The sequence below is a fragment of the Geminocystis sp. NIES-3708 genome (genome assembly GCF_001548095.1).
GTDB lineage: Bacteria > Cyanobacteriota > Cyanobacteriia > Cyanobacteriales > Cyanobacteriaceae > Geminocystis.
Genome location: NZ_AP014815.1, coordinates 1485786 through 1498198, shown reverse-complemented (window position 1 = coordinate 1498198; position 12413 = coordinate 1485786). Strand labels below are relative to the sequence as shown.

The window sequence follows — 12413 nt, the reverse complement described above, 5'->3', positions numbered from 1 at the left end:
TTGAACGAATTTACCAACATATATTAAGCCTTCTTATATCATAAACCAAAAATCAGAGTCTTGAGGTTAGTAAAGATTATTAATCTTCCATAACCATCAAATTTTGTCGATTTAAAGATTGATGATTAAAGATGTTATTTTATTAGGAAAATAAGAAGTTGATTTGTTGTGATATATTGTATTGTCTAAAGAATATTCTCTTAATTCTCGTGGTAATAACATATCCCATTGCGCCTCAGAAAAAATCAATAAGTTACTCATCATGACTATGGCTGTAACTCCAAATTGCCAACCATTAACATAGGGTAAGAGAAAAATAGTAATGGCATGAATGATTGTTGCAATAAAAAATGCTCTCGAACGCATACCCCACCCAGTGAGTAAATACCCAATAATACTCAATATCAGCCATAATTCACACAGGTGGGATAACATAAAACCCCAATGATGAGCGATGGCAATGTCGGTGATGATAACTCCAACAATCATTAAAATAACCCAAGAGTAAAGTAACCAAGAAAGTTTTTCTAATATTGTCCATCGGTAAGTTAGAGTTACCATTGTAATAATACCAACGAAAGTAATAATAGACCAAAAAATAGCTTGATTTGTCCAGCTAAGGCTAGAAAATTGTGCGGTGGTGAAAATTATACCCGCAAAAATTCCCCAAATCGCCATTGCTTGATCAATACAGGTATAGATTCCTGAGAGATTGATGATTTCTAAAGGTTTAATGATTAAACATTTCATTAATACCAACTGTTGAGGATTAGAGGATAATTGCTTTTTTTGTAAAATCGGCTGTTGAGGCTTAAAAAAACGCATTATAAAATTAAAGTATGATATATATTTTAATATTTTTAACAAAAGTTAATATTATCTTTATTCTAAGGCAAAATCGACGATATTAAAACATCTAATTCAGGTGTGATAAAAAAGTTTGTTGGTGAGAGTAGAAGATACTAAACGAGAGGAAAAATACTTATGAATGAAGATATTAGTATTTTTATTGTAAACAAATATAGGAAAACTTTACTGACAAAATCAAATTTAAAAAGTTGTGTTTTTGAATAAAAACTAATCCTTGAAGGCAAATTTCGGCAATTATGTTGTCGGGGAAATAATCTTTTTTATGGGAGTTATAGTGATTTTAAATAAGAATGAAACAGTTTAATAATATTAAAAATTCTGAAAAACCTTGATTTGTGAGCATTATTAATCCTGCATATTTTTTCTAACTGTCTCAGTGTTATTTTAATTAACTATATGCTTAACAAAGTCATTATTTGAGTTTTCTAATAACTCTTTTTGCTTGTCGTTGATGAGCGGAGCGATGTACTAACTGATACAATCAATCTGCTCAGGGGCTTGTCGAAGTCTCAAATCATTGCTTGTTGTCTGTTTTTTACCTCCATCAATATCTTTAATTTCCTTACTAAGTATAACTTCACTCTTAATTTTACCATTCAAATAATCCAAGTTATCATCGGTAGCAATTTGGTTAATTATTTCACCTTTGTCATAATTTTTATGACATTCCAGAGATATGGGATAGAGAAGGTTTTATAGTCTTCAAAATAATCCCGTGCCTCAGTCTTCTTCTAATCTTTTTTGGTAGTTTATATCCTCGATTAATCGCCCACTTAAACACTATAGCAATGGTAAGGGTTTTATCGGTGCATGATTTGCTAAATGAAGTTGCTCCGCTTCTACATTCTTGAAAAATAACTGGTTAAACTGGTTTATTTCATAAATTTCATATACCCCCAACCCATCTAAACTTTCTTTTAAGTCATGGAGTACATTTATATCGGTTGCTTCGGTAAGGCTAGTGGCAGTATAAAAAGGATCAAAGGCTTGTTTTATCTCTGTGGTGCTGTTAACAAAGTCGAGGATAAAAGTATCATTCTTACCCATTTTATTATTACAACGGTTTAGCCGTGATAGGGCTTGTACTGCTAAAACTCCTGTTATTTTCTTATCGATATACATGGTGTGTAATAATGGTTCGTCAAAGCCGGTTAAAAACTTATTTGCTACCACTAATAAGAGGTAATCATTGGTGCGCAATTTGCTCTCTATATCCTTACTAAGAAAGCCGTTTAAGCTCTCCTCGGTGTGTTCAATACCATTTACCTTCTTTTTGCCCGAAAAGGCGATAATAGCTTGAAAATCGGCGTTATTCTCTTTGAGCAGTTTTTGTATCTCTTGGTAATAAATAATCGCTGTGGTAATATTTTTGGCTACTACCATCCCCCTCGCTTCCCCTTTCATTTTCTTCGGTTTAACTACGTTTTCTAAGAAGTGATTAACCATGATTTCGGCTTTGGTGGCGATCATTTTCGGATGGGCTTCCACAAAGGCTTTTATCTTTTTCTGGGCTTTACTGGTATCAAATTCGGGGTTATCGATAATGGATTTCTGGATCTCGTAGTAACTTTTATAGGTGGTATAATTGGCTAAAACATCGAGAATAAAACCCTCTTCGATGGCTTGTTTCATTGAATAGAGATGAAAGGGTAAAAAACTACCGTCGCTTTGTCTGATGCCAAATTTTTCAAGGGTGCTATTTTTCGGGGTGGCAGTAAAGGCAAAATAAGAGGCATTCTTACTTAATTTGCGGTTTTTCATTACCTCTAAGATTTTATCTTGATTATCTTCGGGGATTTCTTCTTCTGTGTCGTCATTGTCATTAGTCTTATTGATTGTCATGTTAAGGGTATCAGCAGAAGTACCGCTTTGGCTGGAGTGGGCTTCATCGATAATTACGGCAAAGCGTTTGTTACTTAATCCTTCAATGCCTTCGACAATGAATCTAAATTTTTGAATGGTAGTGATAATGATTTTTTTGCCTGTTTCAAGGGCGTTTTTGAGTTCTTCGGAGGTTTTGGCATGGGCGATAATGTTTTTAACTTCGGAAAAGTCTTTGATGTTATCCCGTAGTTGTCTATCTAAATTAGTTCTATCTGTTACTACTATTACTGAGTTAAATAAAGGCTCGTCTAATGGAATATCTGTTTTATTGGTAGATTTATGGTTATTATTTGGGTTAGCAGTCGAGTTATTAACTTGCTCTGATGATTGGTTATTATCTTGATTAGCAGTAAAATTGCTAACGGTTTGTGATGTTTGATTAGTCGTAGAGTTATTAATTTGCCGTGAAGATTGGTTATCGTCTTGGTTAGCAGTGGAATTACTAACTTGTTGTGATGGTTCGTTATTATTAAGGTTAGTAGTAAAGTTATTAACTTTGGCGAGGGGAAGGGGATAGAGTTGAATTAGTTGAAAGGCTAACCATGTGATAGAATTAGATTTTCCTGAACCTGCGGAGTGTTGAATTAGATAGGTTTTACCAGTGCCATTAATTTGAGCAGATAGCAGGATTTTATTAACTACGTCTCGTTGGTGGTAACGGGGAAAGATAAGGGTTTTATCTTTAAGCGCATCTTTCGGATTACCTTCTAATAAGACAAAATGTTCAAGGATATTGGCTAAACTACTTCTGCTTAAAATATCTTCCCATAGATAGCTAGTTTTATGCCCATTAGGGTTAATGGGGTTGCCTTTGCCGTTGTTATTTCCTTTATTGAAGGGTAGAAAATAGGTGCTTTTACCATTGAGTCTGGTTGTCATCCAAACTTCATCGGTATCAAGGGCAAAATGTACTAAACACCGCCCGAAGTTTAATAATGGTTGTTGATAATCCCTTCCGCAGTATTGTTTTTTAGCATCGTAAACGGTTTGATTTGTCCATTGATTTTTCAATTCAATAGTTATGATGGGTAAGCCGTTGATAAATATTACTAAGTCTATGGAGAGGTTTTTGTCGGTGGTGGAAAAGTGAATTTGACGGGTAACAGAAAAGATGTTTTTCTGGAAGTTGGCTTGGATTTCTGGGTTTAAGTCGTTGTAGGGTTGGCTATAAAATAGGGTGAGGTGTGCTGAATCAATATCTAAGCCTTTCTTGAGAAGGGGTAAAAGGCTATTTCTCTTGATTTTTTGATCGATTCTATCTAATACTATTTTCTGCCAATCGGGCTTATACTTGAGCTTGTCTAATTCTTCGGGTTGGGTGGTTTCCAGAAATTGCCATAATTTGGCGGTGTCTATGGCGATTTGGGGGTTAAAGTCTTTATTCTCTCCGAGGTGATAGCCTTGTTGATGGATGAGGCATTCTTGTATCAAGTCTTCGAGGGCTTTTTCGTTAGTTTTACTGACCATTGTGACAAATTTTAATTTACTAAAAAAGGTACTAGGACTTGTCATCATTTAGCTGTGAAAACCTCCCAGATAAATATTTTCCCTATCAAAGATAAAAGACTTAAATTCTTATTTATAGAAGGTTTGTAGATTTAATTGATGACACATCCTAAGATATTTGACTTTTTATTATTTCTATCGATAGTTTTACTTGGTAGAAATAATATTAGTAAAGTGTCAAATACTATTGAATATTTTATTTTTTGAGTCTAAATATTTACCGACCCTATACTCAAAAATATTTTCCATGATAGAAATAAATTCTTTGTGAGATTTTGGTTTGAGGGTTATAGTATCACGATACTTTCGCTGTATTATATATTCAAAAATATTTCCCTTTTCCAGTTGTGAAAAAAAGAATTCATCATAAGGTTTTATTTCTTTATTTGCTGCTAAACCTGCTAAGTATTCAAGATCATCTAGTTCATATCTAATATAATTTTTGTAGTGTTCATCTTTATAATAACTTACTAATGTTTTTTGTAATTGAGGCTTATATTTTTTCCAGTAATCTTGATTGAGTATAGGTAAATTTAGAGTGTTTATTTCTCCCTCAAAAAAAAGATCTTCTTTGGTTTTTGATGTGAGTGGATTAAATTCTTGTTTATTCCAAAAATCATAATTTTCTTCTCCTATTTCGCTTACAATATACAATTTTAAATCTAACCAAAAATTATCTCTAAATATTTTAGGGATATAATAGCATACATTACTATCTTTTATGTGATATGTAGGTAACTCCTCAACAGGATAATCTGGATGAAATCTATTATTTCTTTCTTCGATTTCAATTTGTGTTAATTGTTCTACTTTTGTTATTTGATGCAATATAGGGTGCAAATCTTCTTCAGTAAGATTATTTTTTATATAGATAAAAGCATAATACTTTTTGCTGAGTTGAACATAAAAAAGACTTTCTTTGGCATTTTTATTCTTTTCTTTATAATAGATTCCATGATATTCTGAAGAAGAAGATAGAATTAAATTTGGGTATTCTGAAATTAAACTTTCTAAATAATCAATTAACTCTTTTTCTTGTATATTTTTATCTTTTTCATCTTCATCAACAAGTATAAATTTTTTTAAGTCATTTAAACTTAGTAATTTTTCTCCTTCTTCAGTGATAAATAAGCGAACGGGAATTTTTTGTTCGAGTATAATTTTTGTTTCTTTCATTTTTTTCTCTTGATAAAGTTTATTTAACTGATTAAAAGTGTTGATGATTTGGTAAAGTCTAATCTTTCCTTTTCATCAACAAAAATTGTATTTTATGCCAATTAAACTATTGATTTATTAGATTAATAAATCGTCAAAACCTTTCCACATTTCTACTAAAACTGATAAAGGATAGGAATTAATCTGATAATAATGTTCATCAGGAACTTTTTTGGGTACTATTCCTTTTTCCTTACATATTTTTGTGGCTTTTTTTCCCATTTGCTGAAGTACTTTTTTTGGTAACTTCGACAATATTGTTTTTAGTAGTATTCCTTGCTCTATAAGAAATAGCAAAAATGCCAATATTGTCATATACAAGTCATTACCATCAGATGGATCTGGAAATGGTTTTGTTTGGTTCATATGTTAAAATGTTCCTTTAATAATTTTTGACATAGGCTAGAAAAAAGATAGGTTTGGATTATATAGAATTGGCAGTTCACAATCTTAATCATCTTTTTTTGCCTATAAATTTATCATACTTTTTTTGTTCTAAAATGTCAAGGGAATTCTAAAAAAAAAAGAACAAGCAACTATTGTTTTAATATATAAATAAAAAAACAGCTTTGCAATAATAAAAACTTATCTTTTAGTCCCTATGCGTATTGCTTTTTTATTTTTTTTTGTAATTCATTAATAAGTGCTTGAATATCTTGTTCTATTTGTCGATAGCGTTTCTTTAGTTTCTTAAATCTACGTTTAAAAGGTTCTGTAAACTTTATTTCTTTCATTTATAGCTCATTATCGTCCCAAAGTTGTTCTAAGGGGTAGGTTTTACCGTCTCTAGCATCGGGGGGAAGCCGAGATACGCGCGAAATCGGACACCAATGTCAATAAACCATGACATTTACAGTTGAAACGCTGATTCTGCTTACGGTTCAGTAAATCTATTTTTGTAACAAAGAGCCAATTTGAAATTGCTCTAAGGAAGGAGGTACTTCAGCAAGATTAAGAAGATAATCACCAAATCTTTTCACATGACTGGTTAAATAAGGACTTAGACAAGCTACATCTTTTTTATCGATTAAATAACCTTCTTTTTGTAATTGCTGTAAAATATTAGTTAACTCGACAACATTATGAAAAATAACAGCATTAGAAACTAAATCATTGTATTTAATTCTTTTTTCCATTTCTTCTCTATCATTGGTGGCAATAATCTTATCTCCACCAAAAAATAACCATTTAGAAAAGCCATTATAAGCCTCAACTTTATTTGTCGCCGCCGTAATTTGTTGCCTTAATTCTAAATCAGAAATATATTCGAGTAAAAAGATAGTTCTAATCACTCTTCCTAACTCCCTAAAGGCTTTATATAATCGATTTTTTCTACTATAATTACTTAACTTTCTTAATAAACTAACACTGGATATTTTGCCCGTATAAATAGATAAAACTACTTGCATTAAATCTTGCCAATGAGTCTCAATTAACTGCCAATTAATTGTATCTGTAAATAATGAATCTATATGTTGATAAACGGTATTTTTATCATAACGATAAAAGACTAAATCTTTCCAATTTCTAATGCGAGGCATTAACTTAATACCCAATAAGTACGATAGAGCAAAAACAGGAGTACTTTGTCCTTGAGTATCACTATGAATTGTATCAGGTTTAATGTTAGATTTATTTTCAAATAAACCCTCAATAATATATACTGCTTCCCATGTTCCACAAGGAATAAAATGACTAAATAAGGCAATATATTTATCCGCTACATGATGATAAGCAATGCCACCATAACCACCATATCTGATATGATATTCTGAGAGTAAATTTTGTTCTCTTACATCATATTTAGTACCATCAGCCGCCGCCACATTTCCGTTACCCCAAACTTTGGGTAAATCTAATACATTATAACGATTAATAATGTCATTTATTGCCTTATTTAAACTATCAGTATTTATATGACGGCGATTAATAAAAGAGATTAATTTTGAGGAAATAATCTCTCTCATGTGTTTTTCTGCTTGAGACGGACCTAAATTACAACCATAAGTAAAAGTAGTTAATAAATAACGTTCAGTAGGATTATCAATTTTAGGATCACTACCACTCAGAGGTGCAAAATGTCTGGTAAAATTAGTCCAATAATTTACATTTTTAAGAATATCTATTAAGTTATAATTAGGCATTCTTTCTTCTATGATAACTTCAAGATTTTTGAGAGTAGAACTAACTTCATTTTTCGTAACTTTCTTTAAAATGGGTTCTCCTTCATCATTAATAATTAAACTCGAATTATTAGGATAGTTTAAATCAACTTTTTCAGCTGTTTGAATTAAGAAACTTTTTAAATTATTAACAAAAATTTGAGCCGTTTTTGGTAAACCTAAATTTTCACAATAATTATCTACAATAACTTCACATTCATCCCAACTTAATAATTGTGTTCGCCAATCGGCATATTCAGAACTTCCTTTGAGACAAATATCTCCTGATTTTAATTCAAAAGCTAGATAAGAAAAAATACAAGTCTCAAAGTGACGGCGAAAAATTTTTATGCCCATTTCATTCTGATAAATTACTAACTTTTGCCACTGTTGAGAAGCAAAAGAAAGATCTACTTCACTCGATAAATATTCTCCTTTTTTATGTTGATTTTAAAGATAAAAAATTTACGGCATCTATCAATCTCTTATCAGTACTGGTAGATTCTAATTGTAAAATATTAAGTAACCTAAAAAATGCACTGCGATGACTTTTATAAAAACGCCAAATAAAAGGCAAATAATTATTCCCTTTATAAGCACTTATAGCTTGGTATTCTTCTAATAATTGTTCATATCCACCATAAGTTTTGAGTAAAGAATATATTTGATTAAAGAGTGTATCATTATGATTTTCTTGCTTATCTTTTTCCAACCCAAATAACATCAATATTTCCCCAAAAGCTGAAATCAACTTTTCCATTATTTCTTGTTGTCTTTCTTTTTGTTTTTGTAGTTCTAACTCAGCTAAGTTCTGAATTTTTTTCATTCTTTTTAAGAACATTTCTCCCAAATCATCCCAAGTTTTTTCTTGTTTTCGATGAATTAAACATATTAAAAGTGTCAATCTTTTTAGTTCATTAATATCTTTTAATTCTGAAGCATCTAAAGAATTTGCTACACTGGCAAAATAACTAATTAATGATTTGTTTATTTCTGATAAAAACTGTTCTACATTACCAAAAGTATTTAACCATTTTTGATGTAATAATAAATCATTTAGATGATTTCTTGTGGCTTTTTTGGTGACTTTTTTTAGCTGATTATAAGGACTTCTTTGTTCGACTGGGTGAATTAGTAGTAAACTGTTTAAGGTTTCTCTATATTCAGGAGATAATTGATTATTCACTTGTTCATAAATTAGAGCATGAACTAATGTTCGGATTCGGGCTATTTGTCGCTCTAAGAAGGAAAAAGAGGGTAATTCATATCTTTCTTTGACTAATTCTTCAATGGCTACATTAATTAAGTCCGCAGGATTTCCCATTAAATAAGCCTTTTCTTTTACCTTTATTTCTAAATATTCTTGGGCTTTGTTGTCAAATTTTTTGACTTTTATTTTCTCTCTAATTAAATGTTGATGGCGATGATAAGTTCTCGGATTTATATAACCAATTGTTAGTTCTTCAGATAAACACAATATTTTTTTTATATGATTTATTATTGATAAGGGAATCTGTTCAAGTTTGGGGAAATATCCTAATCTTTGAAAACTTTTTAGTGCAACTAATAAATTCAAATAATTATTATCATTTCTTGTATATTCAGTAGCGAAAAGTTTATCTTCTGTGGTTGGCGTATAAATATTTTTTAGCTCATTTGGAGTATAATAACGTTTGAAGCGAGGATAAGCAGTTCTTTCAATTGAGGTCACTTTTTTTTGTTTAATTATTAATTGCAAAACTCCAATATTATAAACATGACTTGTCACTAATCTTGCCAAAAAGATTCAAATCTCTGGGGAGATATATCTGTATAACGAACGGTGTAATGAATATTTTTATGCCCTAGATAAGCCTGAATTGCTCTGGTATCATGTCCTTGAGATGCCAAATAATAACCACAAGCATGACGTAATTGGTGTGGATGTACTGGAAAGGGGATAGATGCTAATTTCCCAGCCCTCGCAATAATATGACGAATAGTACGGGTAGTTAAGGGTGCGTGACGCTCAGAAACAAAGACATAACTGCTTTCTGGATACTTGCGTTTAAGTTCATGTAAAGCTCTTAGTTCTGGAGAACGTAATGGATGTATCGTATCATGTCCATGTTTTACTCGATGTATGTCAATATGCCCTCCTTTTGAATCTATATAATCCCATCTTAATGCTACCAATTCGGCTGTCCTTAGTCCATGACGAAACATCTCAAGAATAATCGTTGAATCTCTGACTCCATGCCTTCCTACTTTTCGTGCTACTTTGATCATGGCGTTAATTTCATCAAGACGTAAATATTCCCTTTCACCGTCTGATTTTTTCTTCACTGGAGGTGGTGAAAAATGATACTTTGCCGAAAACAGAAGTGGAGTGGTTAAATTTAACATCTCTCTAACCCTTTAAAAATTATACTACTTTCTATTGTACTTTGCCGAAAATATGATTAACTCGGCAATGTTTTTTCCGTCTATAGTTTATTTAGTTATCTAAACGTTCTTATTGAAGTATTCTGTTGATTAAATCAGTTATGTAGTATTTAGTTTTGTTAAAATAGATTTTTGGAAACCTAACGGGAATAAGCGTTTCAACTATAAATGTCATGGTTTCTTGATATTGGTGTCCGATTTCGCACGTATCTCGGCTCTACGCCGCATCGAGGAGGCTTTGTTTAAAATCGGCTATTAATTGAGTTTTATGATCATTTTCTTCCTCTATTTCTAAGGGAAGGTTTTGTAAAATATTTTCCCCCATAGCTAGGGGTATTAAAACATCGGTTTTTTTTTCTTCTTCATTGGTTAAATATCTTATTTTATCTTTTAAAGTGTCAATATTCATGGCTTGATTATTTGTGCTTTATTACTATGTATAGTTTGAATTTTATACTTTAATTTTGCCTGTCACTGCTTCGGCGATTAAGATTTGTTTGAACTCTTTTAGTTTCTCTATCTGTTGTAATGTTTTCTCTTTTAATGCTTCTATTTCTGCTGTTTTTTGCTCTAAGTATTCCACTATTTTTTCTTGTTCTTCAATAGGGGGAATTGGAATTATTTGCAAACCAATAAAATCCCAACTCGCTCTGGGCATTTTTGAACCATATACAGAAGAATTTACTAAGTTTATAAATCTTCTTGATATTAAAAAGTAAAAATAATATTTTTGCTTACAATCTATCTTAAATCTTAAAACTAAAGCCTCAGTAGTGCAACAACCACTATTTTCGGCTAAATGAACTTTTGCTAAATAAGGTCTTAATTTTCCAAACAAAATATCATTTTTTTCAAAACTATTTGCTATCCCTTCTGTTATAAGTTCTGTTTCAATTACTTTACCACTCCATGATTCTATGTTTTCAAGTCCTAAATATTTTTTATTTGTATTTTTTACTGTAACTTTATCAGAAAGATTATTAGTTATATACTTTAACTTTTTAACTTTTCAATGAGCTGGAATATCGCCAAGCCAATCAATACCGCTATCTTTCATGGGTGCGTTAGGGTTTAAGCCTTTGGTGACGGCTTGGTTAATAACGATCGACTTTTGCTCGTCTAACAGTGCGATTAATCTTTGTTTGAGTTCGATCGATTTCTCCACCTCCTCACACTTCCTATCTAAAAATTTTACGATCCTTTCTTGTTCTTCTAATGGTGGTAGAGGTAACTTAAGATATTTAAAGTCAGTAAAACTTAAATTTTGTCTTAATCCAGATCCCATTCCATAATATACTTTCAGCAAATCATAGGCATGAAGTAAATAATAAGCAAATTCTGGTTTAATTTTTTCGTTTGTAACAAAACATAAATAAGCAGAAGTAATAATACCTTTGTTTTTAACTAAACCTACCCTTAAACTTGTTTTATCATTTTGTAAATCAGTTGACCTAATAATGATATTTCCTACATCAACAATTTGATAAGTTTCAAATGACTCAGGGACTAAACCATGTAATTTTGCTTCTGGTTTAATAACAATATTGCCATAACTTAATGAAAGAACTGTTGTTTCTTGATTACCTTTATTTTTGATTTCTTGTTGACCAAAACAAGTTCTCCCAGAAGTAAGCTCCCATGTTTGAGGAATTTCCCCCAACCAATCAACCCCAGAATCTTTATAACAATCGTATTTAGGTAAACTAAGCATCATAAATTAAACCTCAATAAAATCACTAGCAAAAACATTAGCGGTAATGATTGGTATATTTTCAAAAGGATTTAACACCAATAAATCATCATCCCCTGAAATCAGAAAATTAGCTTTACCCGATACTGCCAAATCCAAAAAACAATTATCTTTAGAATCAAGACAGGCATTAAAGCGTTTTGTAATAACGACTTTTTCCGCCGTTTTCATAAACTTTGTCAAGAAAATATAACGCTCTTCCTTAGATAAATATTTATCAAATTTTTGCCTATTTAAAACTCTTTTTACCTCCGTCAAAGTTTCATCAGAAGTAAGTAAAATATGATGATTAAATGCAAAATTAACTACCTTAAAAGGAATAGATTTTTTTGATAATAAAGCACTTATGAAAATATTGGTATCTAAAACTAAACGTAACTTACTCATCCGCTAAAAGTTCCGCTAATATTTCAGGAGTTAAGCCCCGTTTTTCAGCATTATCAGAAATAATCTCCATTACTTCAATAAGGTTTTTTTCTTCCCAAGACGAACCCAAATAAGCACCAATCAGATAACTTAATTCTTGCTTCTGTTGGGGTGAAGCCAACTGAAAAGCCTTTTTTACATTATCGTCAACCTCGATCGTTATTTGTTGCATAACT

Annotated in this window: 10 protein-coding genes and 1 pseudogene; all 11 read right to left on the bottom strand. The window is 31.2% G+C overall.

The features are described 5' to 3' along the window. Window positions 1-111: 111 nt before the first annotated feature. Window positions 112-825: a hypothetical protein gene (locus tag GM3708_RS06475; RefSeq protein WP_071827600.1), complete on the bottom strand. Its 714-nt coding sequence runs from the start codon at window positions 823-825 to the stop codon at window positions 112-114. A gap of 825 nt (window positions 826-1650) precedes the next feature. Next, window positions 1651-4221, bottom strand: a complete 2571-nt coding sequence (locus GM3708_RS18950; protein ID WP_197671687.1) for a type I restriction endonuclease subunit R — start codon at window positions 4219-4221, stop codon at window positions 1651-1653. Window positions 4222-4437: 216 nt separating this feature from the next. After that, window positions 4438-5436 carry a hypothetical protein gene (locus GM3708_RS06465; protein ID WP_066345006.1) on the bottom strand — a complete coding sequence of 333 codons (999 nt, stop codon included), beginning with the start codon at window positions 5434-5436 and terminating at the stop codon, window positions 4438-4440. A 117-nt stretch (window positions 5437-5553) separates the two neighbouring features. After that, window positions 5554-5841, bottom strand: coding sequence for a hypothetical protein (locus GM3708_RS06460; protein WP_066345004.1), 288 nt, complete (start codon window positions 5839-5841; stop codon window positions 5554-5556). A 524-nt stretch (window positions 5842-6365) separates the two neighbouring features. Next, window positions 6366-9348 (bottom strand): annotated as a pseudogene (locus GM3708_RS06455) (Tn3 family transposase). A gap of 56 nt (window positions 9349-9404) precedes the next feature. Further along, on the bottom strand, window positions 9405-10022 hold the full coding sequence (locus GM3708_RS06450; RefSeq protein ID WP_066345002.1) for a tyrosine-type recombinase/integrase: 618 nt from the start codon (window positions 10020-10022) through the stop codon (window positions 9405-9407). 256 nt (window positions 10023-10278) lie between these two features. Then, window positions 10279-10470 carry a hypothetical protein gene (locus tag GM3708_RS06445; protein ID WP_066345000.1) on the bottom strand — a complete coding sequence of 64 codons (192 nt, stop codon included), beginning with the start codon at window positions 10468-10470 and terminating at the stop codon, window positions 10279-10281. 42 nt (window positions 10471-10512) lie between these two features. After that, window positions 10513-10929, bottom strand: coding sequence for a restriction endonuclease subunit S (locus tag GM3708_RS18255; protein WP_255358442.1), 417 nt, complete (start codon window positions 10927-10929; stop codon window positions 10513-10515). 141 nt (window positions 10930-11070) lie between these two features. After that, window positions 11071-11775 carry a restriction endonuclease subunit S gene (locus GM3708_RS18250; RefSeq protein WP_082714013.1) on the bottom strand — a complete coding sequence of 235 codons (705 nt, stop codon included), beginning with the start codon at window positions 11773-11775 and terminating at the stop codon, window positions 11071-11073. A gap of 3 nt (window positions 11776-11778) precedes the next feature. Continuing rightward, window positions 11779-12198, bottom strand: coding sequence for a putative toxin-antitoxin system toxin component, PIN family (locus GM3708_RS06430; protein WP_066344997.1), 420 nt, complete (start codon window positions 12196-12198; stop codon window positions 11779-11781). Continuing rightward, window positions 12191-12409 (bottom strand): hypothetical protein, encoded by a 219-nt coding sequence (locus GM3708_RS06425; protein WP_066344996.1) that lies wholly within the window; start codon window positions 12407-12409, stop codon window positions 12191-12193. The genes GM3708_RS06430 and GM3708_RS06425 overlap by 8 nt, the downstream gene beginning before the upstream one ends. Between the last annotated feature and the right edge of the window lie 4 nt (window positions 12410-12413).

Excerpts from the sequence above, each read along its gene's own strand:
- GM3708_RS06475 (WP_071827600.1), bottom strand. The coding sequence starts at position 825 with ATGCGTTTTTTTAAGCCTCAACAGCCGATTTTACAAAAAAAGCAATTA.
- GM3708_RS18950 (WP_197671687.1), bottom strand. The coding sequence starts at position 4,221 with ATGGTCAGTAAAACTAACGAAAAAGCCCTCGAAGACTTGATACAAGAA.
- GM3708_RS06465 (WP_066345006.1), bottom strand. The coding sequence starts at position 5,436 with ATGAAAGAAACAAAAATTATACTCGAACAAAAAATTCCCGTTCGCTTA.
- GM3708_RS06460 (WP_066345004.1), bottom strand. The coding sequence starts at position 5,841 with ATGAACCAAACAAAACCATTTCCAGATCCATCTGATGGTAATGACTTG.
- GM3708_RS06450 (WP_066345002.1), bottom strand. The coding sequence starts at position 10,022 with ATGTTAAATTTAACCACTCCACTTCTGTTTTCGGCAAAGTATCATTTT.
- GM3708_RS06445 (WP_066345000.1), bottom strand. The coding sequence starts at position 10,470 with ATGAATATTGACACTTTAAAAGATAAAATAAGATATTTAACCAATGAA.
- GM3708_RS18250 (WP_082714013.1), bottom strand. The coding sequence starts at position 11,775 with ATGATGCTTAGTTTACCTAAATACGATTGTTATAAAGATTCTGGGGTT.
- GM3708_RS06430 (WP_066344997.1), bottom strand. The coding sequence starts at position 12,198 with ATGAGTAAGTTACGTTTAGTTTTAGATACCAATATTTTCATAAGTGCT.
- GM3708_RS06425 (WP_066344996.1), bottom strand. The coding sequence starts at position 12,409 with ATGCAACAAATAACGATCGAGGTTGACGATAATGTAAAAAAGGCTTTT.